The organism is Curtobacterium sp. MCJR17_020, from assembly GCF_003234365.2.
Lineage (GTDB): Bacteria > Actinomycetota > Actinomycetes > Actinomycetales > Microbacteriaceae > Curtobacterium.
This window is the reverse complement of sequence record NZ_CP126260.1, coordinates 254,352-280,834: the sequence shown is the minus strand read 5'-3', so window position 1 is coordinate 280,834 and position 26,483 is coordinate 254,352. Positions and strand designations below refer to the sequence as shown.

The 26,483-nt window shown below is 71.3% G+C and carries 21 protein-coding genes; 8 read left to right on the top strand and 13 right to left on the bottom strand.

The features are described from left to right. The first annotated feature begins 37 nt into the window (after positions 1-37). On the top strand, positions 38-1,762 hold the full coding sequence (gene poxB, locus DEJ14_RS01340; RefSeq protein WP_111085897.1) for a ubiquinone-dependent pyruvate dehydrogenase: 1,725 nt from the start codon (positions 38-40) through the stop codon (positions 1,760-1,762). 66 nt (positions 1,763-1,828) lie between these two features. Here the strand turns inward: poxB and DEJ14_RS01335 are convergent, their stop codons facing one another. Then, positions 1,829-2,512 (bottom strand): SDR family NAD(P)-dependent oxidoreductase, encoded by a 684-nt coding sequence (locus DEJ14_RS01335; RefSeq protein WP_111085898.1) that lies wholly within the window; start codon positions 2,510-2,512, stop codon positions 1,829-1,831. Between the two features lie 101 nt (positions 2,513-2,613). On the opposite strand from DEJ14_RS01335, the gene DEJ14_RS01330 reads away from it, so the two are divergent. Both DEJ14_RS01330 and DEJ14_RS01325 read left to right on the top strand, forming a co-directional pair. Further along, positions 2,614-3,456, top strand: a complete 843-nt coding sequence (locus DEJ14_RS01330) for a helix-turn-helix transcriptional regulator (protein ID WP_111085899.1) — start codon at positions 2,614-2,616, stop codon at positions 3,454-3,456. Between the two features lie 141 nt (positions 3,457-3,597). Continuing rightward, positions 3,598-5,091 (top strand): putative Ig domain-containing protein, encoded by a 1,494-nt coding sequence (locus tag DEJ14_RS01325; RefSeq protein ID WP_111085900.1) that lies wholly within the window; start codon positions 3,598-3,600, stop codon positions 5,089-5,091. Between the two features lie 90 nt (positions 5,092-5,181). Here DEJ14_RS01325 and DEJ14_RS01320 read toward each other — a convergent pair whose 3' ends face one another. Then, the gene (locus DEJ14_RS01320) at positions 5,182-5,964 is read right to left on the bottom strand and encodes an SDR family NAD(P)-dependent oxidoreductase (RefSeq protein ID WP_111085901.1); all 783 of its coding nucleotides are present in this window, start codon (positions 5,962-5,964) and stop codon (positions 5,182-5,184) included. Positions 5,965-6,050: 86 nt separating this feature from the next. Here DEJ14_RS01320 and DEJ14_RS01315 point away from each other — a divergent pair, with 86 nt between their 5' ends. Then, entirely contained in the window at positions 6,051-6,899 is an 849-nt protein-coding gene (locus DEJ14_RS01315) for a helix-turn-helix transcriptional regulator (protein ID WP_111085902.1), read from the top strand. Positions 6,900-6,909: 10 nt separating this feature from the next. Here the strand turns inward: DEJ14_RS01315 and DEJ14_RS01310 are convergent, their stop codons facing one another. Together DEJ14_RS01310 and DEJ14_RS01305 are read right to left on the bottom strand one after the other, a co-directional pair. Continuing rightward, positions 6,910-7,209, bottom strand: coding sequence for a Dabb family protein (locus DEJ14_RS01310; RefSeq protein WP_111085903.1), 300 nt, complete (start codon positions 7,207-7,209; stop codon positions 6,910-6,912). Positions 7,210-7,237: 28 nt separating this feature from the next. After that, positions 7,238-8,125: an SDR family oxidoreductase gene (locus DEJ14_RS01305; protein ID WP_111085927.1), complete on the bottom strand. Its 888-nt coding sequence runs from the start codon at positions 8,123-8,125 to the stop codon at positions 7,238-7,240. Positions 8,126-8,311: 186 nt separating this feature from the next. On the opposite strand from DEJ14_RS01305, the gene DEJ14_RS01300 reads away from it, so the two are divergent. Continuing rightward, entirely contained in the window at positions 8,312-10,078 is a 1,767-nt protein-coding gene (locus DEJ14_RS01300) for a pectate lyase-like domain-containing protein (RefSeq protein WP_111085904.1), read from the top strand. A gap of 14 nt (positions 10,079-10,092) precedes the next feature. Further along, positions 10,093-10,929 carry a glycoside hydrolase family 16 protein gene (locus DEJ14_RS01295; protein WP_228549973.1) on the top strand — a complete coding sequence of 279 codons (837 nt, stop codon included), beginning with the start codon at positions 10,093-10,095 and terminating at the stop codon, positions 10,927-10,929. A gap of 97 nt (positions 10,930-11,026) precedes the next feature. On the opposite strand, the gene DEJ14_RS01290 is transcribed toward DEJ14_RS01295, so the two are convergent. The 4 genes from DEJ14_RS01290 to DEJ14_RS01275 all read right to left on the bottom strand — a co-directional run bounded on the left by DEJ14_RS01290 (position 11,027) and on the right by DEJ14_RS01275 (position 17,981). Further along, positions 11,027-11,758: a S1 family peptidase gene (locus tag DEJ14_RS01290; RefSeq protein WP_111085905.1), complete on the bottom strand. Its 732-nt coding sequence runs from the start codon at positions 11,756-11,758 to the stop codon at positions 11,027-11,029. A 142-nt stretch (positions 11,759-11,900) separates the two neighbouring features. Beyond that, positions 11,901-13,916, bottom strand: coding sequence for an ArnT family glycosyltransferase (locus tag DEJ14_RS01285; protein WP_220036439.1), 2,016 nt, complete (start codon positions 13,914-13,916; stop codon positions 11,901-11,903). A gap of 81 nt (positions 13,917-13,997) precedes the next feature. After that, on the bottom strand, positions 13,998-16,808 hold the full coding sequence (locus tag DEJ14_RS01280) for an alpha/beta hydrolase (protein ID WP_111085906.1): 2,811 nt from the start codon (positions 16,806-16,808) through the stop codon (positions 13,998-14,000). A 135-nt stretch (positions 16,809-16,943) separates the two neighbouring features. Beyond that, positions 16,944-17,981 carry a carboxypeptidase-like regulatory domain-containing protein gene (locus DEJ14_RS01275; RefSeq protein ID WP_111085907.1) on the bottom strand — a complete coding sequence of 346 codons (1,038 nt, stop codon included), beginning with the start codon at positions 17,979-17,981 and terminating at the stop codon, positions 16,944-16,946. Positions 17,982-18,192: 211 nt separating this feature from the next. Here DEJ14_RS01275 and DEJ14_RS01270 point away from each other — a divergent pair, with 211 nt between their 5' ends. Beyond that, a complete protein-coding gene (locus DEJ14_RS01270; RefSeq protein ID WP_111085908.1) occupies positions 18,193-18,510 on the top strand; it encodes a hypothetical protein in 318 nt (105 codons plus the stop codon). A gap of 56 nt (positions 18,511-18,566) precedes the next feature. Here the strand turns inward: DEJ14_RS01270 and DEJ14_RS01265 are convergent, their stop codons facing one another. Further along, the gene (locus DEJ14_RS01265; RefSeq protein ID WP_220036440.1) at positions 18,567-20,702 is read right to left on the bottom strand and encodes an Ig-like domain repeat protein; all 2,136 of its coding nucleotides are present in this window, start codon (positions 20,700-20,702) and stop codon (positions 18,567-18,569) included. 93 nt (positions 20,703-20,795) lie between these two features. Further along, positions 20,796-22,082 (bottom strand): HupE/UreJ family protein, encoded by a 1,287-nt coding sequence (locus DEJ14_RS01260; RefSeq protein ID WP_111085909.1) that lies wholly within the window; start codon positions 22,080-22,082, stop codon positions 20,796-20,798. Between the two features lie 122 nt (positions 22,083-22,204). On the opposite strand from DEJ14_RS01260, the gene DEJ14_RS01255 reads away from it, so the two are divergent. After that, on the top strand, positions 22,205-22,933 hold the full coding sequence (locus DEJ14_RS01255; protein ID WP_111085910.1) for a type 1 periplasmic-binding domain-containing protein: 729 nt from the start codon (positions 22,205-22,207) through the stop codon (positions 22,931-22,933). Positions 22,934-22,957: 24 nt separating this feature from the next. Here DEJ14_RS01255 and DEJ14_RS01250 read toward each other — a convergent pair whose 3' ends face one another. The 3 genes from DEJ14_RS01250 to DEJ14_RS01240 are packed head-to-tail and all read right to left on the bottom strand — an operon-like array spanning position 22,958 to position 26,459. Next, entirely contained in the window at positions 22,958-23,881 is a 924-nt protein-coding gene (locus DEJ14_RS01250; protein ID WP_220036441.1) for an ROK family protein, read from the bottom strand. Beyond that, positions 23,878-25,566, bottom strand: coding sequence for a dipeptide ABC transporter ATP-binding protein (locus DEJ14_RS01245; RefSeq protein ID WP_111085911.1), 1,689 nt, complete (start codon positions 25,564-25,566; stop codon positions 23,878-23,880). Before DEJ14_RS01245 ends, DEJ14_RS01250 begins: the two co-directional genes overlap by 4 nt. After that, positions 25,566-26,459 (bottom strand): ABC transporter permease, encoded by an 894-nt coding sequence (locus DEJ14_RS01240; protein ID WP_111085912.1) that lies wholly within the window; start codon positions 26,457-26,459, stop codon positions 25,566-25,568. The genes DEJ14_RS01245 and DEJ14_RS01240 overlap by 1 nt, the downstream gene beginning before the upstream one ends. Positions 26,460-26,483 lie beyond the last annotated feature (24 nt).

The following is a 26,483-nucleotide window of genomic DNA, read 5'->3' as shown; positions in this document are numbered from 1 at the left end:
AGCACTCAGCGCAGCCGCCCGCGAGTAGACAGGACGCATGCCAACCGTTGCCGAGAACATCGTCGCCACCCTCCGCAAGAACGACGTCGCCCGCGTCTACGGCCTGCCGGGGGACTCCCTCAACGGCTTCACCGACGCCCTGCGCAAGGACGGCACGATCCGGTGGGAGCACGTCCGCCACGAGGAGGCCGCTGCGTTCGCCGCGAGCGCCGAGGCCGAACTGACCGGTGAGCTCGCGGTCTGCGCCGGCAGCTGCGGCCCCGGCAACCTGCACCTGATCAACGGCCTGTTCGACGCCAACCGGTCGCGCGTCCCGGTCCTCGCGATCGCCGCACACATCCCCACCGCCGAGATCGGCTCCGGCTACTTCCAGGAGACCCACCCGCAGGAGCTGTTCCGCGAGTGCTCGGTCTACGTCGAGTACGTCGCCGACCCGACCCAGATGCCGCGCCTGCTCGAGATCGCGATGCGCGAGGCCGTCGAGAAGCGCGGGGTCGCGGTGCTCGTCATTCCCGGCGACGTCCTGCTCGCCGAGGCGAAGGACGACCGCACCACCCGCATCGAGCGCACGACGCCCCGCATCGTGCCGAGTGAGGCCGAGCTGCTCCGCACCGCCGAGCTGCTGAACGGCGCCGACAAGGTCACGATCCTGGCCGGAGCGGGCGTCGCCGGCGCCCACGACGAGGTCATCGCGCTGGCCGAACGGCTGCAGGCCCCGATCGTGCATGCCCTGCGCGGCAAGGAGCACATCGAGTGGGACAACCCCTACGACGTCGGCATGACGGGCCTGCTCGGTTTCGCGTCCGGGTACCGCGCCATGGAGGACGCCGACGTCGTGCTCATGCTCGGCACCGACTTCCCGTACCAGCAGTTCTTCCCCGCCAAGGCGAAGCACGTGCAGATCGACATCCGCGGGTCGCAGCTCGGCCGACGGCACCCGGTCGACATCGGCCTGGTCGGCACCGTGAAGGACACCGCGCTCGCCCTCATCCCCCTGCTGACCGGGTCGCACCCGACGACGCACCTCGACAACGCCCTGAAGCACTACCGGAAGACCCGCGAGAAGCTCGACGACCTGGCCGTCCCCGCGGGCCGGAAGAAGCCGCTGCACCCGCAGTACGTCGCGCGTGTGCTCGACCGGATCGCCGCCGACGACGCGGTGTTCATCCCCGACGTCGGCTCCCCCGTCGTGTGGGCCTCGCGCTACCTGACGATGAACGGCAAGCGTCGCCTGATCGGCTCGTTCGTGCACGGCACGATGGCGAACGCGGTCCCGCAGGCGATCGGTGCGCAGACGGCGTTCCCGGACCGCCAGGTGATCGCACTCGCGGGTGACGGCGGCCTGACGATGCTGCTCGGCGAGCTCATCACGATCGTGCAGAACAAGCTGCCCGTGAAGATCGTCGTGTTCGACAACTCGTCGCTGAACTTCGTCGAGCTCGAGATGAAGGCCGCCGGGTTCGTGAACTACGGCACCGAGCTGCAGAACCCGGACTTCGCCGCGGTCGCCGAGGCGATCGGCATCAAGGGCTTCAAGGTCGACGTGTCCGACGACTTCGAGGACGCGATGGCCGCCGCGCTCGCGCACGACGGTCCCGCGCTCGTCTCGGTGCGAGCGAACCGGCAGGAGCTGTCGATGCCCCCGGCGGTCACGCTCGAGCAGGCGAAGGGCTTCACGCTCTACGCCATCCGCACGGTGCTGTCCGGTCGCGGCGACGAGCTGCTGGACCTCGCGTCGACGAACGCGCGTCAGCTGCTGTAGACGCGACCGGATGACGGCCTGGAGGCTCGTGGCGGCACCGCCACGAGCCTCCAGGCGGTCTTTTCGTCACCACCCGAGCGGCTGGCCGTCCTCCAGGAACACGCCGGTCGGGCCCTCCGGGCCAACGCTCGCGGCGGCCGCGACGGTCGCCGCGCTCACCTCGACGGGGCGACCGTGCGGGTTCGGCACCCCACCGAGCTCGGTCGCCGTGTAGCCGGGCTCGAGGACCACGAAGCGCACCTCGGGTGCGATGCGGGCGTACTGCACCGTGAGCATCGAGACGGCCGACTTGCTCGCGCCGTAGACCGCGGCCTGCACGGTCGACGCCGCGCTGTCCGGGTCGTGCACCGCCGTGAACGAGCCGAGCGCGCTGCCGACGTTGACGACGAGGGGGCTGGCCGATCGGCGCAGGATCGGCAACGCTGCCTCGGTCGTGCGGACGATGCCGACGGCGTTCGTGTCGAACACGGCGAGCGCGTCCGGTCCGTTCAGACCCCACATCGCGATGCCGGCGTTGTTGACCAGGACGTCCAGGCCGCCGTTCGCGTCGACGTGCGCGAGGGCTGCGGCGACCGAGTCGTCGTCGCGGACGTCGAGCTGGACGGAGCGTGCGCCGATGTCGGCTGCGACGGCCGCTCCCTGGTCGGCGTCGCGGGCGCCGATCCAGACGGTGTGGCCGGCTGCGACGAGCTGGCGTGCGGTTTCCTTGCCGAGGCCACGGGTGGCGCCGGTGATGAGTGTCGTTGTCATGGGTCCAGCGTCACGCTCGACGCGGTCGGCAGGGAGTCGCCCGGTTGTCGTAGGACTGGTGGGGCCAGGACGCGGCCGCGACGTGCGCGCAGACTGGTGGCATGGCGGACACGGACTTCGGGCACACCCTGCGACGGCTCCGCGACCACGTCACCCCCGCGGCCGCCGGCATGACCGTCGGGCCGCGACGTCGGGCGGCGGGGCTGCGGCGCGAGGAACTCGCGGGGCTCGCGGGGATCTCCGCCGACTACCTGACCCGCTTGGAGCAGGGACGCGCAACGTCGCCGTCCGCCCAGGTGGTCGAGGCGCTGACGCGTGCCCTCCGGGTCTCGGACGCCGAACGTGAGCTGCTGTACCGGCTCGCCGGGCACGCGGCCCCGGGCGCGGACGTCGTGCCGTCGCGGATCCCGCCGAGCGTGCAGCGACTGCTCGACCGGCTCGCCGACACCCCCGTCGCGGTGCTCGACGCCGCCGGCAACCTGCTCGTGACCAACGCTCCGCACGAAGCCCTGATGAGGCCGATCGGCGGGATGCGCGGGAACGAACGCAACACCGCCTGGCGGCACCTGGTCGGCTCCGGCAGCCGCGCCGTGCACACGCCCGCGGAACAGGCGGCGTTCGAGGAGAACCTGGTCGCCGGACTCCGCATGACCGCGGCCCGCTACCCGCTCGACCGGCAGCTGCAGCAGCTCGTGCGGGACCTGCGGGCGGCGAGCCCGCGGTTCGTCGAGCTGTGGGACTCGGGTGCGACGACCCTGGGTGAGACGGCCCGCCGCAAGGTGATCGACCACCCCGACGTGGGGCTCATCACGCTCGACTGCGACACCCTGGTCGTCGGCCCGGAGGACCTGCGGATCCTGGCGTACACGGCGGTGCCGGGGTCGGTGGACGCCGAGCGGTTGGCGCTGGCGATCGTGCTCGGGACGCAGACGTTGGTGGAGTGAGCACTCGCCCCCAATTCGTGGGGGGTGCTCGCGACGAGGTCCACAGCGCGCTCCAAGGTTGGCTACGATCCGAGAGCGCCGGTTTCCGGCGATCTCAGACGTCCGGTCTCCTGCCGGACTGCACACCCGAGGGGACCACCCGTGCAGCACAGCACTGCAACACTTCGACGCGCCTGCGCGATCGGCGCGACCATCGCCGTCATCGGCCTGAGCACCGGCTTCGGCGCGTTGACGGCCACGACTGCCTTCGCCGACGAGCAGCCCGCCGCACCGACGAGCACCGCGACCGCGTCCCCGGCGCAGGGCACTGACAGCACGGCCGACGGCGCTGACGAGTCGGCTCCGCCGGTCCCCGGGGCGACGTCCACGCCGACGGCCGAGGCGACAGCTGATCCCACCGCGGAACCGTCCCTGCCGGTCAGCACGCCGGCCGCGACTGCGACCCCAGATCCCACCGCGCCCGTTGCAGCCGAACCGGCCGCGTCGCCGACCGCGACGATCACCGGGGACCCGACCGTCGGCAGAACGCTCACGGCGGCCGGACACGACTTCACCGGCGAGCTGACCTACACGTGGACCAGCGGCGACGCGATCCTGCCGACCACCGCCGACTCGTACGTCGTCGCTGCCTCGGACGCCGGCAAGACCATCAGCGTCACGATCACCAGCGACACCGATGAGTCCGCGACGACCACGACGACAGTCGTCACGCAGGAAGCAGCGTTCCCGGAGGCCTCGACCGAGGACGACCCGATCACGTTCTCCGCGGTCGCCGGTGAGCGCTTCACCCACACGTTCGCCGCCGAGGGCTTCCCCGCACCGACGTACTCGGCTGCGTACTACTCGCTCGACGATCCGTACGCGGGTGAGTACGACGGTGACGAGTCCGGGTACCTGCCGTACGGCTTGTCCTTGGACCACGCCACCGGCGCGCTCTCCGGGAAGCCCCGCTACTCCGGCACGTACGCGTTCCGCATCGTCGCGACGAGCGGCACCACGACCGCGTCGCAGTACGTCAACATCACGATCGACGCCGCCGCACCGCTCGGCGTGGAGGTCACCGCCGAGGACAAGGACACCTTCCTCACCGCGCACTCCACCAGCTGGGTCATCGAACGCGACGGCACCGTCTGGACGTTCGAGAACGAGACCACCCGTCAGCCCGACGGTGGGTACATCGGGTTCGGGGTCGGGTTCGAGGGCGGCCAGCCCACCATCGACCAGGGCGGGACCCTGCTCGTCAGCGGCCACCTGGTCGACCGCTTCGGCAACGAGGTCGACGACGCCGACGGCTACCCGGTGCCGTTCACAGTGACCTCGGATCACGCTTCCGACGTCATCACGCCGAGCCGCGATCCGTGGGTCGCGACCGACGTCACGTTCCCCGAGGCGTCGACGCACTCCCTCGAGGTCGCCTCGAGCGGGTTCGCAACCGCCTTCACGGTCGACGTCCAGCCCACCGCGGCTCTGGCCGTCCCCCCCACGGGCACGGTGGTCACCCCGACCGCGAGCACGGGCGAGCTCGCCTACACGGGGTCCGACGCCGTGGCCCTGCTCCCCAGGGCCGGTGGCCTCGCCGTCACCGGAGCAGGGGTCATCGCGCTGCAGGCCTCCCGTCGCCGGAAGCAGCGCTGACGGGGTACGAACGAGGGCCCCGCAAGCGGGGCCTTCGGCTGGCGACGTTCCGGTAGCCGGCCCGTCGCGCTCCCGGCGTCGCGGTGGGCGTCAGGCGCCGGCGCCCCCGTCGACCGGGACGATCGCCCCCGTCACCATCGCCGCGCGGTCGCTGAGCAACCACGCGGCGACCTCGGCGACCTCCGCTGGCTCGGCCATCCGCCCGAGTGGGACCGAAGCGTTGATCTGGGCGATGACGCCAGGCGTCGCCGCCTCCCATGCTTCGATCATCTCGGTCGCGGTGCCACCCGGCGTGATCCCGTTCACCCGGATGTGCTCGGGTGCCCAGGTCACCGCGGCGGTCTCGGTGATGCTGTTCAGTGCGCGCTTCATCGCGCCGTACGCCGGCAGCGCCGGGTTCGCGCGGCGGCTGCCGATGCTGGACGTGTTGACGATCGCGCCGCCGCCGGAGCGACGCATCAGCGCGGCCTCGGCGGTCATCGCCACCCAGTGACCGCGGAAGTTCACGGCGAACTGGGTATCGATGTCCTCGTCGCTGGTGGTGTCGAGCGGTCCGGGCTGCTGGATCGCGGCGCCGTTGTTGAACGCCCCGTCGAGTCGGCCGTGCAGCTCGTCGACCTGCTCGACGGCCGCGCGGATGCTGTCCCGGTCCGCGAGGTCGAATGCGACCGCGTCTGCCGTGCCCCCGGCCGCACGGACGTCGGCGACGATCCCCTCGAGTGCGTCGGCGCTGCGGGCAGCGAGGACCACACGGGCGCCTTCAGCCGCGAAGAGCCGAGCAGCCGCGGCACCGATGCCACGGCTCGCTCCGGTGATGAGGATGACCTTGTCGGACAAGAGGCCGATCGGGGTGGATGTGATGTGGTTCGTCATGCGCTCAGCGTCACGCCGAGTGGGCGTCCGGATACAGGTACGAGCGGTACCAGGATCTCCGGCCAGGACCGGTGGAGACTCGGGGTATGGACAAGCCGGAGCTCGCCGCCTTCCTCCGCTCACGACGTGAGCGGTTGCGCCCTGAGGACGTCGGACTGCCGGCCGGGTCGCGCCGTCGGACGCCTGGCCTCCGCCGTGAGGAAGTAGCGGTCCTCGCCCACATCTCCACGGAGTACTACGTCCGCCTGGAGCAGGGGCGAGCGCCACGACCGTCGGCCGAGGTCCTTGCGGGCATCGCGGGCTCCCTCCGGCTGACACCGGCGGAGTCCGAGCACCTGCACGCCCTGTCCGGCACAGCGCCCCTGCAGGTCGGCCGGATCCGGCGTGACGTGCGCCCCAGCATCCTCGCCCTCGTGGAACGGTTGCCGCAGACCGCAGCGATCGTCCTCTCCGCCACGTTCGAGGTGCTCGCCTGGAACCCCCTCGCGGCAGCGCTCATGGAGGACTTTGCCCGGCTCGAGCCCACCGAACGCAACCTCGCTCGTCGGGCGTTCCCGCTGACGAGTGAACAGGACGAACCCCCGCCCTACGGCATCTCCGATGGTGCCGAGTTCCGGCGGCACGTCGTGATGCAGCTCCGAACGAGCCGGACCAAGTACCCCGACGATCCGCAGGTGACCGACATCGTCGAGGAACTCCGCGCCGGCAACGCCGAGTTCGCGCGACTCTGGGAGCAGCACGACGTGCAGACGACACCGGTGCTCACCAAGACCTTCCAGCACCCGGCGGTGGGTTCGGTGACGGTCGACTGCGACAGTCTCGCCTTGACGGATCGGGACCAGCACCTCGTGCTCTACACGGCGCCGCCCGGTTCCGCCGACGCCGACGCGCTCGCCCTCCTCGGCGTCCTCGCCGCGGAGCCGATCCGGTCCTAGGTGCTGCCCGCTACGCCGCGTCCTCGACGTCGAACACCACGACCCGGGCACTCGCACCGCCGATGAACTCGGCCACCGGACGGTGCTCCGGGTGCGGAAGGTACCCGGCGAGCGCTGCCCGATCGCGGAACCGGACCACGAGCATCCACTGGAACCCGCCCTCGAGCCCCTCGGTGCTCACGCTCGTCCCCGACTGCACGGACTCGACACCGTCGATCCGCGGCAGGTGCTCGCGGGACAGGACGTCGGCCTCGGATGACCGGTCCGCTCCGTCCCACTCGACCAACACGGTGTGCGTCACTCCTGACACGTGGTCTCCTCGTCTGTCGCGACGCCGGTCAGAACGCGGGCGTTCCGCCGGCGATCGTGATCGTGGAACCGGACTGGTAGCTCGACTCCGGGCTCACGAGGTGCACGTACGCCGCACCGAGCTCGGCCGGCTGTCCGGGGCGGCCGAACGGCGAGGTCTCGCCGAAGTGCGACACCGTCTCGGCGTCGTCGGAGCCCGGCTGCAGCGGCGTCCACACTGGTCCGGGAGCGACCGAGTTGACGCGGATGCCCTTCGGCGCGAGCTGCTGGGCGACGGCCTCGGTGAAGAGCTTGATCGCACCCTTCGACACGGCGTAGTCGATCTTGTCGGCCGAGGGCGTCGATGCCTGGATCGAACCGGTCGTCACGATGGTGGAGCCCGGCTCGAGGTGCGGCACCGCTGCCTTGGTCAGCCAGAACAGCGAGTAGATGTTGGTCTTGAACGTCGAGTCGAACATCGACGTGTCGAGCGTCAGGATGTCCTCGTTGCTGTCCATGCGGCCGGCGACCATGACCAGGGTGTCGAGACCGCCGAACTCGTCGACGCCCTTCTGCACCAGGTCCGTGCAGTACTGCTCGTCGGAGATGTCCCCCGGGAACAGCACGGCGCGACGCCCCTCGGACTCGAGCAGGTCGCGGACCTCTTCGGCGTCCGCCTGCTCGTCCGGCAGGTAGGACAGCACCAGGTCGGCACCCTCACGCGAGAGGGCGATGGCGGCGGCGCGACCGATACCGGAGTCGGCGCCGGTGATGATGCCGCGGTAGCCGGTGAGGCGCTCCCGGCCGACGTAGCTCTCCTCGCCGTGGTCGGGCTTCGGGTCCATCTTCCACGCGGCACCCGGCAGGGACTGCTCCTGCTTCGGGTACGGCGGGGCCGGGTAGAGGGTGTTCGGGTCGCGCTTGTCGTACTGGCTCATGCGTTCCACTGTCGTCGTCGCGCGTGGACGCGCGTTCAGCGTCGCGCGCCGTGTCGGTCTGCTGCGACCCTGGGTCGCCACTGGTCCCCTTTTCGTCCGACTGTCCGGGCGCTCCGACGGGTCTACGGTCTGTTCCGTGTGGCAACGACGCCGCACGTTGACGAATCGAGCATCATGCAACGACGGATGAAGCAGCTCGTCGCGATCGCCTTGAGCGCCGGTGTCGTGGGGGCCCTCGTCCCCGCGGTCTCCGCTCAGGCGGTCACGACGAGCGACACCCCGGACTTCGGGAGCAACGTCAAGATCTACGATCCCTCGGTGCCCGCGTCGACCATCCAGGCCGACGTCGACGCCGCCTTCACCAGTCAGCTCCGCAGCACGAGCGCGCAGTTCGGCACGCAGCGGTACGCCTTCCTGTTCAAGCCCGGCAGCTACGGCCGCGTCTGGGCGAACCTGGGCTTCTACACATCGGTCGCCGGGCTGGGGAAGAACCCCGACGACGTGACGATCAACGGTGCCGTGAACGTCGATTCCGGATGGAACGCCGGGGACGAGAAGAACGCGACGCAGAACTTCTGGCGGTCGGTCGAGAACGTGGCGATCGTCCCCGAAGGCGGCACCGACCGGTGGGCGGTGTCCCAGGCCGCGCCGATGCGTCGGGTGCACATCAAGGGGAACCTGACGATGGGGCCGTCCAACCAGGACGGCGGCCAGGGGTACTCGTCGGGCGGCTACATCGCCGACACCAAGGTCGACGGCACGGTGACCTCCGGGTCGCAGCAGCAGTGGTACACCCGGAACTCCACGATCGGCTCGTGGCAGGGCGGCAACTGGAACATGACGTTCTCAGGGGTGAACGGCGCCCCGGCGAACGACTTCTCGAAGAGCTACACCACGCTCGCCACGACCCCGACGACGCGGGAGAAGCCGTACCTGTACGTCGACTCGTCGAACAAGTACCACGTGTTCGTCCCGTCGCTGCGGCAGAACTCGAGCGGTGTCACGTGGCCGAACACCGGCGGCACCGACATCCCGATGCGGAACTTCTACGTCGCCCACCCGGGCGACTCGGCGGCGACCATCAACAGCGCGCTGGCCCAGGGGCTGAACCTGTTCTTCACACCGGGCACCTACCAGCTCGACGCGGCGATCAACGTCACCCGCGCGGACACCGTCGTGACGGGCATCGGCTTCCCGACGCTCGTGCCGAGCAAGGGCAACGCCGTCCTGACCTCGACCGACGTCGCGGGGGTGAACGTCTCGAACCTCGTGGTCGATGCGGGCACGCAGAACAGCGCGCAGTTGGTCCGCCTCGGCGCGTCCGGGTCGCACGTCGACCACGCCGGCGACCCGCAGAGCATCCAGGACGTCTTCTTCCGCGTCGGATCGAGCGTGCAGGGCAAGGCCTCGACCACGCTGCAGGTGAACGCCGACGACACGCTCGTCGACCACATCTGGGCCTGGCGCGCGGACCACGGCGGTGCGGCGACCGGGTGGACCGTGAACACCGGGGCGACCGGCGTCGAGGTGAACGGCAACGACGTCCTCGCCACCGGGCTGTTCGTCGAGCACTACCAGAAGTACGAAGTGCAGTGGAACGGCAACAACGGCAAGACGATCTTCTTCCAGAACGAGATGCCCTACGACGTGCCCGACAACGCCTCGTGGCAGAGCCCGACCGGCGCCGGCTACGCCGCCTACAAGGTGGCAGCGAACGTGACGAGCCACGAGATCTGGGGCGGCGGCGTCTACTGCTTCTTCAACGCGAACCCCGCGGTGCACGCAGACCGGGCGTTCGAGGTCCCGCAGACCGCTGGCGTCCGCGCGCACGGCCTGGTCACGGTCTCGCTCGGCGACACCGGCACCATCTCGAGCGTCATCAACGGCGTCGGTGGTGCGGTGCCGACACCGGCGGGCAACACCGCCCCGAACCGCGTCGCCTCGTACAACTGATCCCGGGAGGATCGATGATGCACACCACTCGGAAGCGGCGACTGGTCGCTCTCACGGTCGCCGGAGCGGCGGCCCTCGCACTCGGTGCGGGCCCCGTCCTGCAGGGAGCGGACCCCGCGAACGCCGCGAGCGGCGACGTGGTCTGGTCGCAGGACTTCGACGGAGCCGCGGGCAGCGCACCGGATCGATCGGCGTGGACGAACGAGACCGGCGGCGGCGGCTGGGGCAACAACGAGCTCGAGGACTACACCGACTCGCGCGACAACTCGGCGCTCGACGGGCAGGGCAACCTGGTCATCACGGCGAAGCGCGAGGCCGACGGTTCGTACACCAGCGCCCGACTCACGACGCAGGGCAAGTACACGCCCCGGTACGGCCGCGTCGAGGCCCGGATCCAGATCCCCCGCGGCCAGGGCATCTGGCCCGCGTTCTGGATGCTCGGCTCCGACCTGCCCCAGGTCGGCTGGCCGAACTCCGGCGAGGTCGACGTGATGGAGAACGTCGGGTACGAGCCGGCAACGGTGCACGGCACGGTCCACGGGCCCGGGTACTCCGGCGGCCAGGGCATCACGTCGAGCTACCAGCACCCACAGGGGTGGTCGTTCGCGGACACGTTCCACACGTTCGCGGTCGACTGGAAGCCCGGATCGATCACCTGGTCGGTCGACGGTGTCGCGTACAAGACGGTCACGCCGGCCGACACGGGTGGCAACCCGTGGGTCTTCGACAAGCCGTTCTTCATCGTGCTGAACCTCGCCGTCGGCGGCAGCTGGCCGGGCTACCCGGACGGCACGACGCAGTTCCCGCAGCAGATGAAGATCGACTACGTCCGTGTGATCGACAACTCCTGACCCAGCGCGGGTGGGCGAGCAGCCGCTCTGGACACGGCTGATGACGGACGGGAGGCCCGTGGCGGTGTCGCCACGGGCCTCCAGTCCGCCACCTGGTTCAGACGCCGGCCGTGGTCTTGATCCAGGACGAGGCCTGCGACAGCAGGGCGTAGTTGGAGCCGGCCTTGGTGTCCGCGCCGGGGTCGGCGCTGTCACCGGTGGAGCAGACGGCGACGACCTTGCCGTTCACGAGCAGCGGCCCGCCGGAGTCGCCGTGGTTCGAGGCGCCGGTCACGCCCGTGAGGTGCTGGGCACGACCGCTGTAGGCATCGGTGCTCGCGCCGGTGAGCGAGACGGTGGCCTGGTAGAGCCCGTCGGACTGGGTCGCGTTCGCGCGCAGGCCGTAACCCTGGATGGTGCCGGTCCCGCTCGACTTGGCGGTCGCGGTGAGGTCGAGGGGCGCGTAGGTGGACAGCGAGTAGGCGGTCCGCAGGTGGACGAGGGCGATGTCGCCCGCGGGCGAGGCACTGACGCGGTCGACGGCGACGGCCGTGCCCCGGTTGGTCGTGGAGTTCGAGTGGTAGACGTTCATCGCGCCGATGCCGTCGATGCAGTGACGGGCGGTGAGGATCCACGAGGCGTTGATCTGCTCGCCGGTGCAGTTGCTGACGTAGCCCGACGGGATGGAGCCGCCCGAGGCCTCGAGCTGGACCGCCCACGAAGTGGTGGGGGCCTTCTCGCCGCCGACGACCTTCGTGCTGGCCGGCAGTGCCGAGGCGGGTGACGCGGCGAACACACCCGCGGTGATGACGGCCGCGGCGGCGAACGCGGCTGCGATGGACTTCTTCATGACGACTCCTCTGTCGGGGGAAGTACCTGACCCGTTGCGCTGTGCAACTAGGCAGCATCCTGACCCTCGTTCGGGGGCCGCACCAGTCCGCACTTCGGCGGACGCCGAGCCTCCCGACCCGCTCCGGACCGGAGCGGGTCGGTCACGAGGCGGCCGTGAGGTCGTAGAGGGTCACACCGTCCACGGTCGTCGACGTGAAGTTCGCCGCGACCCACGCCGTGATCTGGTCGGCAGTCGTGCTGTCCGAGTTGGTGGTCGAGCCGGACCCGGAGGATGAGCCGGCGATGAACCAGTGGATCGCACCGGCTGCTACCTCGGACCGGAACTGTGCGAGCGTCGGGGCGGGGTCCGTGCCGTTGTAGCCGCCGATCGCCATCACCGGGTCGCCCGTCGCCAGCTGGTAGCTCGCGGCGCTGTTGGAGCCGACGGTCGCGGCGAGCCATGTGGCGTCACCGGCATCGGCGGACAGGACGGCGACGAGCTCGCTCGAGACCTCCGTCGAGCCGCCGAGCAGGTTCGCGGCGCCTCCGGTCGGGGCGGCCCGGGTCGCGCCACCCGTGCTCGCGCCGGGCGGTGTGCTACCGGGTGCGGTTCCGCCGCCGGGGGCGGTGCCACCGCCGGGGGCGGTGCCACCGGGGGTGGCTCCGCCGCCACCCGTGCCGCGGGCGACGGCGGGGCCGGCCGAGGGGATCGCGCCGCTGTGCGCGACGGACGCCGTCTGCACCGAGGACGCCGTGGGTCCGAGCAGCGCCGCGACGAGCACCGCCGCCACGGTCGCTGCGCCGATGCTCCGTCGGCGGGGCGGCAGGAGCACGAGGACGCTCCCGACAGCCGCGGACGCCAGCACCACCCACCGGATCCAGGGCTGCCACGAAGCCGTCTCGTCGAGCAGCCGGAACGACCACGCTCCCGTCACCGCGACCGTGACGGCGGCCGTGATCCGCCAGGCGAGGACCGGACGACGCTGCCAGAGCACCCCGGCCCCGATGCCCACCAGTCCGGCGATGTACGGTGCGAGCGCGACCGTGTAGTACGGGTGGAAGATCCCACCCATGAAGCTGAACACCAGGCCGGTCGTCAGCAGCGATGCCCCGAGGACCAGGACCGTGGCGAGCCTCGGGTCGGTGCGCTTCCGGACGCCGACCGCGACCACTGCGACGACGAGGAGCACCAGGGCGGTCGGCAGGAGCCAGGTGATCTGCGTCGCGAACTCCGAGCCGAACAGCCGGGTCAGGCCGGTCGAACCCCACGAACCGGCCCCCGTGGTACCCCCGCCCGGCACCACGCTGCCGTCCTCGTCGCCGGTGACCCGGCCGAGCCCGTTGTACCCGAAGGTGAGCTCGAGGAAGCTGTTCGTCTGCGAGCCGCCGATGTACGGCCGGGACGACGCGGGCACGAGCTCGACGATGGCGACCCACCACCCCGCCGACACGACGACGGCGACGGCTGCCGCCAGCAGGTGGCCGACGCGTCGCAGCACCGGCCGCGGCGACGCGTACAGGTACACCCCGACCAGCGGCGGCAGCACGAGGAACGCCTGCAGCTGCTTCGTCAGGAACCCGAGTCCGACGAGCACGCCGGCCCAGACCACCCAGCGCATCCGTCCGGACTCGACACCGCGCAGGGTCAGCGCGATCGCCCCGACCACCAGGAGCGTCAGGAGCGCGTCCGGGTTGTTGTAGCGGAACATCAGTGTCGCCACCGGGGTCACGGCGAGGGCGGCTCCGGCGACCAGCGCGGCGCCCGCCGTGAACCGGCGACGGACGATCCGGTACAGGATCGCCACCGAGGCCACGCCCATCAGCGCCTGGGGGACGAGGATCGACCACGAGTTCAGCCCGAACAGGCGGACCGACACCCCGATCACCCAGAGGAACGCCGGCGGCTTGTCGACCGTGATCGCGTTCGCGGCGTCGGAGGAACCGTAGAAGAACGCCTCCCAGCTCTGGCTGCCGGCCTGGATCGCGGCCGAGTAGAACGAGTTCGCCCACCCGTTCACGCCGAGACCGACGAGGTACAGCACCCCGGTCGCCACGAGCAGCCCGAGGAACGCTGGTCGCTCCCACCGCGCCGGGTCCGTCCGGCTGCGGCCGACCGATCGCAGTCGCGCGGACAGCAGGGTGGAACGGACGGGGGTGACGGTCGACGTGCCTGACATGGGTCCACCGTCGCGGTCGGGCATGGAGCGCACCCCGCCGCGGGCTGGGAGCCCGGTAAGGGTCCGGCGACGGGCGACGGCCTACCGGGTCGTGAACGTCCCCCGCCCGCGCTGACCGGAGCCGTAGCCGAGGGCGTGCACGACGTGCGACCCCGCAGCGAACGAACCGGCCTTCGTGGTCTTGAAGCGGAGCTTGCCGTTCGCGTCGGCGGTCCTACGTCCGAGGCTGGTGCGGTCGATGCTCACCGCGACCGACTCACCGGCGCGGAACCCACTCGCGGAGACGGCGATCGTCCCGGGGCGACTGGCGCTGCCGAGCGTGGCGGTGGCGGCGGCGGTCGTCGCCTGGGCCTCGGTGCAGGCATCGCCGGGAGTCCCGACCGCGGGGGCCGACGCCGCGGGACGACCGTTCCTCGTGCGCACGCCGTCGTCCTCGCGGATCGTCAGCGCCCCGATCGAGTCGCCGATCACCGACCCGCCCTGGGTGTTGCTGAGCGTCATCGGGTACGCGGACGTGCGGGTCTCGGACGGCTGCCGGTCACCGGTCACGGCGACCCGGACGGCCTTGCAGACCTCGCCCGGCTGGAAGGTCACCGGCTGCACGGTCGGTCGGATGCGGCTGTCGTAGCTCTGGTCGAGGTCGAAGAACACCGTGGTGGCCGCCTCCGCCGGTCGGGAGAGGACGACGGCGGCGGAGACCCAGGCGCGGCGACTGCCCTCGTCGACGAACCGGTCGGCGATCCGCGCTGTGGGCCGGCCCGTGACGGCGGGCGTGCCCAGCGTCGCGGCGGGGAGCAGCGCCACGTCGCTCAGCAGGACGCCGCCGTTCTGCTTCGGGACGTCGACGGTCACCTCGCGCACCGTGGTCGGGTCGACTCCGGTGAAGGACGCGAGCGGGATCTGCGCCTGCTGCAGCAGGGTCTTCCGCGGCGAGTTCCGAGTGCCCGGGAGCAGTTGACCGGCGCGGCTGACGTCGGACAGCTTCCGGGTGGCAACCGCACCGGCCGCATCACGGATGCTCACCGAGAGGTCGGCGTTCGTCGCCGTGGTGTCATCGGGCGAGACGCGGAGCGACAGGGCTCGGAAGCCGGAGAAGTCCGCGGCTGCGGCAGCCACCGGGATGTGGAGCTGCCCACCGGACTTCGCGCCGATCGGCGTGAGGTGCAAGGACGGCGTCGACGGGACCGAGGCTGCCAGCCACGCGGGCGTGTAGTCGGGCACGTTCGACGAGATCGACACGCAGGCCGGCAGCCCCTGCTTCGTCGGGAGTGAGTCCGTGCTCGCGCACGTCGCCGAGGTGATCGACCCGGTCGTGGTGATCGCAGGGTCCTTGTGGTCGAACACGGCGAGGTCACGACGGCTCGAGCCGGGGAAGGACGCGCTGACCCGGAGGTCGGCCTTGCCGAGCGCGGCGGGCTGGCGGTTGCTGCCGTCGAACATCGGCAGGAACTGCTGCTCGCCACCGAGCGTCAGGCGGAAGAAGCCGCTGATCAGGCTGGTGCCGACCGCGTACTGCGCGTCGGACGACAGCCGCGTGGTCTTCTTCGCCTTCGAACCGCACACGGCGTCCGACTCGTCCCACCAGTCGTCGGACGACGCCTTCGGGTACTTCCCCGGGGTCCACGTGGTGTTGAAGAAGTTGTGGTCGGCGCCCATCACCAGGACCGACGAGCGCAGGACGTCGTCGCCGAAGGCCGTGCGGGAGTCGTCGAAGAAGTGCTGACCCTGCAGGTCGGAGACGTCGCCGTCGCAGTAGGGCAGCACGACCGCCAGGTTCGTGTCGGGGAGCGTCATCCGCCCGAAGTCGGTGGGTGCGAGCGGCAGGACGGCCCTGATCCCGAACGGGCTCGTGCGCTGCGTGTTGAGCAGCGCCGCACGGACGACACCGTCGCCGCCACGAGAGTGGCCCATGAGCCCGACGTCGGTCAGATCGAGCTTGCCGGTGAGCAGTGGCGACAGCCGGGGTTCCTGCCCCGCGTCCGCACGTTGCAGCAGGCTGAGGTGGTCGAGGACGAGCTGTCCGCGGGCCGTTGTCCCGCCGTCGTCCGCCAGGGCACCGTCGAGCGCGTTGATCGCGTTCGCGGAGATCGAGACGACGACCGTGCCGTGGCTGGCGAGCGCCGTCGCGGCGGCGTTGTAGCCGAGGTAGCTCGGGATGTCGGTCTGCCCCGGGCCGCACGGCCAGGCTCGGCGGTTCGGGGTCCCGCCGAAGCAGGCCTCGTGGCGGCCGTGCAGGAACACCGCCACCGGACGCTTGCCGGGGGCATCCTTCGGCAGGAAGACCGCCGCGCGCATCTCGCCCTTGCGGCCACCGAAGCCGGCGAGGGTCACAGCCTCGTTGCCCAGGTCGTAGTCGGCCCGGACCACCGCGTACTGCCCGGGAGCCGAGGGGTCGTCGGTGAGCGGCGCGGGTGCGGCACCGGGGGCGGCCTGCGGTGCGGTGGGCGCCTGGCCGGTCGACTGCCGCTCCGCCTCGCCGGTCCATCCCTGCTCGACGGAGTCGGCATCGGCCACGGCGGGGTCGGTCGTCGTGACCGTGAGCTGCCGCTGGTCGAGGCTCGTCTGGGCGACACCGATGTCCTCGCCGTCGACCACGAGCACCGGTGCCGCGGCACGGAGGGGCAGCGGCTCGTCGAGGTCGAGCGTCACGGTGTACCCGCCGTCGGTCGGCGTGACCGTCCAGTCGTCGCCCGCCGCCACGGGAGCCGTACCCGCGGTCGCGCCGGTCCCGGTCGCGCCGGCCGGGGTCGTGCCGGTGGCGCCCGGGTTGCCCGGAGCGGCACTCGCCGGCAGGGCGACGACGGTACCGCCGACGGCGAGCGCCCCGGCGATCAGCGCCGAACAGGCGACGTGCAGTGCGACGGCGGAACGACGTCTCGGCGAACGGTTCACGGTGGTTCTCCCCCGGAGGCTGCGGGCGTGCGCCACCGCACGCTCCGGAGCCAACAGTAGGGACGCAGCGGATCGCGGCGAATCGTCCTGGAGGATGACGTCGTGCTGGCTGTGAACTGACGCCGACGCCGGGCGTCAGCGAGTGCTCCAGAACGAGATCGAGCGGCTCTCGTCACGGATGACGATCGTGTGCGACGCCGCGCGGTCCGCGACCGGCCGATTGCCCTCACCGCCGTACCAGTACGATACGTACCGACGTTGGCTCGGTGACCAGCCGACGACCTCGACCTTGTAGCGTCCGGGGCTCAGTACCGCGCCGAAGGTGCCGCCCCGGCCGGGCGACCAGGAGCTCAGGTGTGTGTCGAAGGTGCTGCCGATGGACTCGCCGTACACGTGGACGACGGCGCCGGTGAAGTCGGTGTCGAGCTGCGGGTTGAGGATGCCGGTGAGCGTGACCCCCTCGGTCGAGCTCGCGTCGATGCCGTCCACGACCGTCTCGGTGCGGCCGCCGGCCTGGTGAGCCACTCGGACGTAGGAACGCTCCGCCGTGGCACCCGGATCGCGGTGGAAGCCCCACGACTCGCTGCGGAGCGCCGGCCACGAGTCGAGTGTCTCGTCGTGCGCGTTGACCTGCACGCTGTAGTCGTCGCTCGGCAGGCCGTGCACCCAGTAGTGGCCGTCGGTCGAGGTGACGGTCCGCCGCACGGAGCCGGTGTTCCAGCCACGGACGACGACCGCGGCACCGGACAGGTCCGCGCCGTACGGATTGTGGGCCGTGCCGCCGATCGATGCACCCCGCCGCATCACGAGTACGACGGTCTCGCGCCCACCGGCGCTGACCACGACGCCGGTCCGCTCCGCCGGGACCACGTCGTCGAAGCCGTACGACCCCTCGCGCTCACCGTGCAGCGTCCACGTGCCTGCCAGGACCGCGTCGAACGTCATCCGGCCGCGGCGGTCGCTCGTCGCCGAGTCAGCGGTGCCGCCGTCCGGGGTGCGGAGGTCGACGACCACGCCCTCCATCGCGAGCGGACGCTTCTCCGGGTCGGTCAGCATGACGGTGAGCGCACCGTCGTCCGGAGCGGCCACCGCCGCGGTGACCGGCGCGACGAGCACGCCGATCAGTGTCAACGCGGTCGCGATCCCGACCGTCGTGCGTCGTCGTGCCGACATGGCGTGCCCCTGATCACCGAGCGGGGTCACCCCTGACCCCGGTGGAGTGGAGCGTAGCCGCGACGCGCGCGGAGCGCGCGGTCGCTGTCACCGATCGCTTACAAGCATCATCAGTAACCGAACGCTTCCACAAAGCGTTCGGAGCCGATCGATCCCACGGAGACCTGCGACCGCCCGGCCGGCCGGCCGCACAAGGTGTCACACTCGGCACATGGGCAACGACGGGGGCCAGGAACGCACGGTGGACGACGGCACGGGTCGGGGCGCGCGGGCGGCGGCCGTCGCCGTCATCGGCTCGACCGTCGGCCTGGCCGTCGCACTGTCGAGCCTCCTGCTGTGGTTCGCGCGGGACATGTCCACGTTCCTGACCCTCGTGGTGATCGCCGTGATCGGCACGCCCGTGGCGATCGTCGTCCTCGCTGCCTGCGGTGCGTACGCCCGCGAGCACCGCGTGTGGCTGGTCGCCACCGGCGTCGCCCTCGTCGCAGCACCGATCGCGGGCTGGGCGTTCACCATCGCGCAGTCCTGAACGACGCACGAGGGCCCCGCGACCGGAGTCGCGGGGCCCTCGCTGGTGCGCTGGTGTTACTTGATGACGATCGACTGCACCGGGCTGGTGCTCGTCGTCAGGGTGTCGGTGCCGGCGAAGACGGCGTGCAGCTTGTGCGTGCCCTTCTTCAGCGCGAGCGCCGAGGTGACCTTGCCGTTCTCGACGGTGACGGTCGCCAGGCGCTTCGTGCCCTGGTAGATCCGAGCGGTGCCGTTCACGGTGAAGCCCGTGGCCTTGACCTGGACGGTCGCCTTGCCGCCGCTGTACTTGAGCGCCGTGCGGGACGGGGCCTTCGTGACGGTGACGGTGGCGGCCTTCGCCGTCGCCGAGTCGGTGCCCGAGAAGGTCGAGTCCGCGTTGACGAACTTCGCGGTGAGCGAGTGCGAGCCGATGGCCAGGGCGCTCGGGAGCGTCATGGTCGCGGTGCTGTTCTTGACGGGGACGGTACCGAGGACCTTCTTGCCGTCCGAGACCGTCAGCGTGCCCTGCTGCCTGCCGATGCCACCGGCGATGGTCGCGGTGACCGTGGCCGGCTTCGCCGCGTTGAAGGTCTGCGACGCGGCGGAGACGGCGAGCGTCGTGGTGGTCGCCGGCAGCGTGGCGTGCAGGTCGAACTGGTCGACGGTCGAACCGATCGCGGCCGGGTCGGCGGTGGCGGTCGGCTGGAGCGTCACGCCGCAGCTGTCGACGTTGCCGTGCTGGACCGCCGAGTTGAGCGTGGTGCAGTCGCCGGCGCGGATGTCCTGCACGGAGAGCTTCTCGTCGGTGACCGAGACCTTGACGAAGGAGCGGACGTGCTCCTGGTTCTCGACCGAGTTGGCCCAGTGGCGCTTGCCCGTCGGGTCGAGCGGGTCCGCGCCGTAGCCGCTCTGGGTGGCGTCCGGAGTGGTCAGGTCGTAGTACTTCGAGCCGGAGGCCGAGTTCGCCGTCATGTAGATGACGCCGCCGGGGCCGGAGAAGACCTCGGGAGCAGCGGGCTGCTCGTTGACGTTGGCCTTCTTGCCGTTCTTGATCGCGTAGCTGCGCGAGTAGGAGTGGTCGTGGCCCTGCAGGACGAGGTCGACGCCCATGTCGGAGAACGCACGCGTGAAGTCGAACCGGCGCTGCTGGTTGTCCTTGTCGTTCGCGTGGTCGGCCGGCGAGTAGATCGAGTGGTGGTAGACCAGCGTGGTCCACTTCGCGTCGTCGCCGTAGCGGTTGATGACGTCGCGCACGTAGTTCACGTGGGCAGCGTCCGATCCGGCCGCGTAGGCGTTCGAGTTGATGTCGATGAACAGGACGCCCTTGTACATGTACCAGTAGTCGCCACCCGAGTTCGCGGTGGTGTTGCCACCCGGGTAGAAGTCCGGCACCTTGAGCGAGTTCGGCACCTGGTTGTGCTGCTCGTACGCCTTGCCGCCGACGTCGTGGTTGCCGATGGTCGAGGCCCACGGGTAGCGCTTGAGGACGTCGCTGCTGTCGGCGAACGCACCCCACTCGTACTCGTTGTTGGCGTGCTCGATCTGGTCGCCACCGGAGACCAGGAGCTCGGCGTCCGGCTCGGTCGTCGTGGCGTACTTCAGCGTGTCCGCCCAGCCCGCGCCGTCGTCGTCGACGTAGCCCGACGAACCGATCTGCGGGTCACCGAAGAACAGGAAGTCGAAGTCGCCGGAGAAGCTCTTCGTGGTGAACGTGTACGACGCCGACCAGGCCGACCCGTCCGCCGCACCGACGTGGTACGTGTACGAGGTGTTCGGCTCGAGGTCCGAGATCGTGGCGTGGGCGTTGATGTAGCCCGACTCGGCGGCGATGCCGTCGATGCTCTTCGTGTTCGAGTCCGTCGTGCTCGTGTCGACGGCGGTGTTCGCGGCCTTCGACGCGGCGATCGTCGACTTGGCGTCGGTGAAGACCCCGTCGGTCATCGACGCGGTCTTCTGGATCTCGAGCGACTGCGCGACGTTCGTCGGGAAGTACCACGAGGCGATGCGCTGGCTCTCGGTGGCACCGACGCCCAGCAGGATGTGGATCGGGCCGCCGGTGGAGATGTTGGTGGTGGGGGTGTTCGTCGCCGCGGAGGCGGCGTTCGTGCCGACCATCGAGGCGCCGGCGATGAGCGCGGCCCCGAGGACGGCTCCGCACACGCGGAGGGTGGTGGATCTGCGCCGTGTGGTGGCGCCGGACAGGAGACTCATGGTGGTCCGTTTCTCAGACGTGGGATGGTGCAGCACGGAAGACTCTGCATGCACTGCGAAACGTCTTGGTAAACGCTGAGTGACAAGTCGTGGTCATCCTGCAGCGAGGCGCTCGACGAACCAGATCATCCCCATCACGAACACCCCGGCGGTGACGGCTCCGGTGACCCAGAGCGAGACTCGGTGGGCCTTCCGGCGCAGGAGGGACAGCGGCGGGAACACGATGACGATGATCGCGAGCTGCACCGCCTCGATGCCGACGTTGAAGATGAGGAGCGACACGAGCAGTTGCCACGAGAACGCCTCGTGGATGCCCAGCGCCCCGGCGAACCCGAGTCCGTGGATCAGCCCGAACGCGAAGACGACGGCCAGGCGCGTCCAGCCGGCTCGGTCGAGCGAGAAGTGCCCGTGCGTACCGACCACGAGTTCGTCCGCCCGCGACCGGCGCCGCCAGAGCCGCCACAGGTACCAGCCGGCCACGGCGGCGATGGACAGGGCGATGAGCGGCTCGACGACGATCGCGGGCGGGCTCACCACCCCGAGCGCGGCGAGGATGAACGTGATCGAGTGCGCGATGGTGAACGCCGACGCGGTGTAGACCACCTCGCGCAGGCGCCGTGACCCGGCGATGAGCGCGACGAGGAACAGGATGTGGTCGATGCCGGTCAGCAGGTGCTCGGCACCGAGGCGGAAGAACTCCCAGAAGCGCTGCCCGGCCGACTGCTCGGTCGAGAACGACGGCTGCGAGGCGTCGAGCGTCGCCGACCCCTGCTTCGCGTCGACGTCGTAGGTGACGATCGTCTCGGTGTCGCGCACGAAGGTCTCGCTGTCCGGGAAGAGCGTCGACCGGACGACGTGTCCGGTCTGCGTCTCCGACGGCTCGGGGCAGGTGAAGTCGGCCGTCACGTGGGCGTACGGCACCTCGTCCTGCAGGTCGACCGTCACCGTCTTCCCGAGCACGCCCGTGCAGCGCTGCCCGCCGGCCCCCGTCACCGAGAACCGGTCGGTGACGTACTTCCCGAGCGCGTCGGTGTGCGCCTCGGCCGCCGACACCATCCCGGGGAAGTCGCCGTCGTCCCAGGCCGCCTGCCCCTGCGTGTGGAACGCGTCGTCGTGCTCGCTGGTGGCGACCGACACGAGCATCAGGTCGTACTCGAGCCCGAGCTCCGCGTGCACGACGGTCGGTTCCGTCGACGTCACCTTCGCGTAGACGACCGAGCTGAAGCCGTGCGCCGACGCCGGTGACGCACCGGCCAGCACGCCGACGACGACCACCCCGAGCAGCAGGATCACGCCGACGACCCGCGCGATCAGCGCGGACGGGCGGGACGGACGGACGGGGCGGGGGCGCAGGAGCGCGACGGAGGTTCCGGAAGGCACGCGCAGACGATCCGGCCCTCGGACGACCGGCAGGTGAACAGGTGGTGACCAGCAGTGGGACAGGTGTCGGACAGCCGCCGGAGTCGGCCCGGTGGGGCGAACCGACGTGTTTCGATGATGCAGTGACCCGCCTCGCCGCTCGGACGACCGTCCTGCTGACCGCCGTCGCCCTCGTCGGCGCCGGCGCCGCCGTGCTGGCCGGGTGCTCGGCGACGCCCGGCGGGACCGACGCAGGAGCCGGAACCGACGCCGGCACCGGCACGTCGGCGACGGCGCACGCCACGGCCGGTGCCCTCGGCGCGGGCTTCTCCGACCCGACGCGGCCGCCGGCACCCGAGGCCACCATCCACCCGGAGCCGGGTTCGTGGTCCGGGGTGCACGCCCCCGACGGTTACGACGTCGTGCTCCTGTCGGACGCCGGCGACGCGGAGGACGCTCCGACCCGGACCCTGCTCGACGCCGTCTCGTCGTGGGCGGCGGACGAGGACGTCACCGTCACGACGGTGTCGGCGACGGACGCCGACGACCGGATCGCGGCGGTCACCCGGGCGATCGACGAGCGGTCCGACCTGGTGATCAGCGTCGGCAACCACATGGTCGACCCGCTCGCCGCGGTGTCGCCGACCGCGCTGCACCAGCAGTTCCTGGTGGTCGGCGCCGAGATCGCCGAGCCGACGTCGAACGTGACGGCCGCGGACTGGACCGGCGGCGGCTTCCGCGGCGAAGGACTCGGGCCGTCGAGCCACTACGACCCGTCCACCTTCACCGAGGAGCGCGCCGACCGCGCGCTGCGTGCGGGCCTGGCGGCCGTGCTGCACGACCTGCGCGGCATCGTCGTCTGGGTGCGCTGACCCCGGCTGCCGCCGAGCCGGCCGCTACGCCGGCTCGGCCTCGAGCACCAGCGCGCGCACCTGCGACGCGGCGCCGAGCGCGACGGCGTCCGACCCGAGGGTCGACTGCGCCAAGCGGATCGTCGCGCCGCTCACCGGTGGCTCGGCCGCGATCGCCGCGGTGATGGCCGGTTCGAGCAGGTCCCACGACCGCGCGATGCCGCCGCCGATCACGATCGTCGTGACGTCGAGGATGCCCGCGGTGAGCAGGGCAGCGCGCGCCAGCCCCCACCCCGCGGCCTGGAACACGGCAGCGGCGTCCGTGTCACCGGCACGTGCGGCGACCGCGACGTCGCGCGCCGACAGCCGCCGGCCGGATCGTTCGGCGTACCGGTCGGCGATGCCGCGGGCGCCCGCGATGGTCTCGAGGTGTCCGACCTGTCCGCAGGTGCACAGCGCGTCGCCGAAGCCCGGCACGTGGCCGATCTCACCGGCGGCACCGCGCGGCCCCGCGAACAGCCGTCCGCCGAGCACGAACGCGCCGCCGACTCCGGTGCCCAGGGTCATCCCGAGCACGTCGGACTCCCCCGCGACCGCGCCGGTGGCGATCTCGCCGAGCAGGAACGCGTTCACGTCGTTGTCGAGCGTCGCCGGCACGCCGAGGGCGTCGTTGACCGCGCGGGTCACGCCGTAACCGGCCCAACCGGTGAACGAGTTGCCCGTCACCAGGACGGTGCCCGTGGCCGCGTCGACCACGCCGGCCGCGCCCACCCCGACACCCGCCAAGGAGGCCCGGTGCCGGACGAGCAGGCCCGTCACCGCCCCGACGGCGGCCGTCACGATCGCCGCCCCGCCCGCGTGGGCGGGCGTCGGCAGGTCGACGCGGTCGACGACCTCGAGGTCGGGGGTCGTCAGGACGACCTTGGTGTTCGTGCCGCCGACGTCGACGCCGGCGATCACCCGGGTCACGCGGTCACCGCCGCGAGCGAGGCGAGGCGCTCGGTCCGCCGCTGCCGTTGCAGGACGGGGTCCGGCACCGGCACGGCGGCGAGCAGGCGCCTGGTGTAGTCGGTGGTGGGGTGCAGGAGCGTCGTGCCGGTGGTGCCCTGCTCCTCGACGACCCCCTGGCGCATCACGACGACGCGCTCGGCGAAGTGCTGCACCACGGCCAGGTCGTGCGAGACGAACAGGCACGCGAAGCCCAGGTCGTCCTGCAGTTCGCCGAGGACCTCGAGCACGGTCTCCTGCACGCTGACGTCGAGCGCCGAGGTCGGTTCGTCGGCGACGAGCAACCGGGGCTCGAGCACCAGGGCACGGGCCAGCGAGACCCGCTGGCGCTGCCCACCCGAGAGCTCACGCGGGGCCCGGGACGCCAGCGACCGCGGCAGCCGGACGGCGTCGAGCACCTCGTCGATCCGGCGGCGACGGTCCGCCGACGACATGCCACGGCGGTGCACGGCGAGCGGTTCGGCGATGCACTCCGCCACGGACATCCGAGCGTCGAGCGAGGCCACCGGGTCCTGCAGCACGACGCCGATGCCGGACCGGAGTGCCCGCCGGTCACGACCCTTGGCGCTGCGCAGGTCCTGCCCGAACAGCGAGACCGTGCCGGACGTCGGCGTGATGAGCCCGAGCGCCACCCGGGCAGCGGTGGACTTGCCGGAGCCGGACTCGCCGACCAGGCCGACCGTCTCGCCCGCGTGCACGGCGATGTCGATCCCCTGCAACGCGTGGACGGCGCGCGCCCCGCGCCCGAACGTCACCGTGACGTCCCGCAGGTCGACCACCGGGGCCGCACCGGGCCTCCCGGCCACCGCGTCAGCGGACCTCGTGTCGACCGCAGCGGCGGGACGGTCGCCCGCCACGTCGAGCCGCGGCACCGCGGCGAGCAGCCGCTTCGTGTACTCGTGCTCCGGACGGAGCAGGACGTCCTCGACGCTGCCGGTCTCGACGATCTCGCCCTGCAGCATGACCGCGACGCGGTCCGCGAAGTCCGCGACGACGCCCATGTTGTGCGTCACGAGCAGGACGCCCGTACCGGTGTCGACGGCGAGCTTCCGGAGCAGTTCGAGGATCTCGGCCTGCACGGTCACGTCGAGCGCGGTCGTCGGCTCGTCCGCGATGAGCAGCTTCGGCGAGTTCGCGATCGCCATCGCGATCACCACGCGCTGCCGCTGCCCGCCGGACAGCTGGAACGGGAACGACCGGGTGCGCGATTCGGGGTCGGGGATGCCGACGCGGCGGAGCAGGTCGACGGCCTCGGCCGCGGCGGCCGACGCGGAGACGTCGCGGTGGTTCCGGATCACCTCGGCGATCTGTGCGCCGACCCGGGTGAGCGGGTCGAGGGCGGTCGCGGGCTCCTGGAAGACCATCGACACCGTCGAGCCCCGCAGTGCACGGAGCGACGGTTCGGACGCGCCCACCACCTGGTGCCCCGCGACCTCGGCGCTGCCCGTCGCGGTCGCGTTGCCGGAGAGCAGCCCCATCGCGGCGAGCGCCACCGTGGACTTGCCGGAGCCGGACTCGCCGACCAGGGCGAGCGTCTCGCCGGGCGCGACCGTCAGGGACACGCCCCGCACGGCCGACACCGTGCCGGACTCGGTGCTGAACGAGACGCCGAGGTCGGTCGTCCGCAGGATCGGTTCGGTGGTCATCAGCGGCCCCTCACGTCGAAGGCGTCCCGGAGTCCGTCGCCCACGGCGTTGAACGCGCAGACGATCAGGATCACGGCCAGACCCGGTGGCACGATGAGCCACCAGCGTCCGGAGTACGCGGCGGTGAGTCCCGCCGAGAGCATGCCGCCCCAGTCCGTCGCGGGCGGCTGCACGCCGAGGCCGAGGTACGAGACGTAGGCGACGAGCAGGATCGCGTCGGCGACCTGGAAGGTCGCGGCGACGACGATGGTGGACACCGAGTTCGGCAGCAGGTGCTTGCCGATGGCGCGGGCGTGCGAGCCGCCGATCGCGCGCAGGGTGAGCACGTAGTCGCGGTTCTTCAGCGTCAGGGTCTCGGCGCGGATCAGGCGAGACGGCACCAACCACGACACCAACCCGAGGATCAGGATGAGCCCGGCGACGCCGGGGGTCGTGATGGCCGAGATGACGAGCAGGATGAACAGCGCCGGGATCGCGATGCCCGCGTCGACGACGCGCATCATCAGCGCGTCGACCCAGCCGCCGACGTAGCCGGCGACCGAACCCCACAGGGTGCCGACGACCGTGGCCAGGACCCCGGCGGCGATGCCGACCATGAGCGAGACCTTGCCGCCGTACATCAGCCGGCCGAGCACGTCGTGGCCGACGGCGTCGGTGCCGAGCCAGTGCGCCGCGCTCGGTCCCTGGTTGGCCTGCTCGAGCAGGGTGTGGGTCTGGTCGGTCGGGTACAGGAACGGCCCGACGAAGCAGAACAGGACGATGACGACGATCACGGCCAGGCCGATCACGGCGAGCGTGTTGCCGCGGAACCGGCGGGCGGCGAGCCGGAACCCGGTGGCCGCGACGGTGACGGGAGCGCCCGGTGCTTCGGGTGCCAGTTGTACGGCGCTCATGCTCGGTCCGCCTTCACGTCATGG

Coding starts and splice junctions, on each gene's coding strand:
- DEJ14_RS01320 (WP_111085901.1), bottom strand. CDS start 5,964: ATGACGAACCACATCACATCCACCCCGATCGGCCTCTTGTCCGACAAG.
- DEJ14_RS01290 (WP_111085905.1), bottom strand. CDS start 11,758: ATGAAGAAGTCCATCGCAGCCGCGTTCGCCGCCGCGGCCGTCATCACC.
- DEJ14_RS01300 (WP_111085904.1), top strand. CDS start 8,312: ATGAAGCAGCTCGTCGCGATCGCCTTGAGCGCCGGTGTCGTGGGGGCC.
- DEJ14_RS01295 (WP_228549973.1), top strand. CDS start 10,093: ATGATGCACACCACTCGGAAGCGGCGACTGGTCGCTCTCACGGTCGCC.
- DEJ14_RS01265 (WP_220036440.1), bottom strand. CDS start 20,702: ATGAGTCTCCTGTCCGGCGCCACCACACGGCGCAGATCCACCACCCTC.
- DEJ14_RS01270 (WP_111085908.1), top strand. CDS start 18,193: ATGGGCAACGACGGGGGCCAGGAACGCACGGTGGACGACGGCACGGGT.
- DEJ14_RS01330 (WP_111085899.1), top strand. CDS start 2,614: ATGGCGGACACGGACTTCGGGCACACCCTGCGACGGCTCCGCGACCAC.
- DEJ14_RS01245 (WP_111085911.1), bottom strand. CDS start 25,566: ATGACCACCGAACCGATCCTGCGGACGACCGACCTCGGCGTCTCGTTC.
- DEJ14_RS01285 (WP_220036439.1), bottom strand. CDS start 13,916: ATGTCAGGCACGTCGACCGTCACCCCCGTCCGTTCCACCCTGCTGTCC.
- DEJ14_RS01335 (WP_111085898.1), bottom strand. CDS start 2,512: ATGACAACGACACTCATCACCGGCGCCACCCGTGGCCTCGGCAAGGAA.
- DEJ14_RS01305 (WP_111085927.1), bottom strand. CDS start 8,125: ATGAGCCAGTACGACAAGCGCGACCCGAACACCCTCTACCCGGCCCCG.
- DEJ14_RS01275 (WP_111085907.1), bottom strand. CDS start 17,981: ATGTCGGCACGACGACGCACGACGGTCGGGATCGCGACCGCGTTGACA.
- DEJ14_RS01240 (WP_111085912.1), bottom strand. CDS start 26,459: ATGAGCGCCGTACAACTGGCACCCGAAGCACCGGGCGCTCCCGTCACC.
- poxB (WP_111085897.1), top strand. CDS start 38: ATGCCAACCGTTGCCGAGAACATCGTCGCCACCCTCCGCAAGAACGAC.
- DEJ14_RS01315 (WP_111085902.1), top strand. CDS start 6,051: ATGGACAAGCCGGAGCTCGCCGCCTTCCTCCGCTCACGACGTGAGCGG.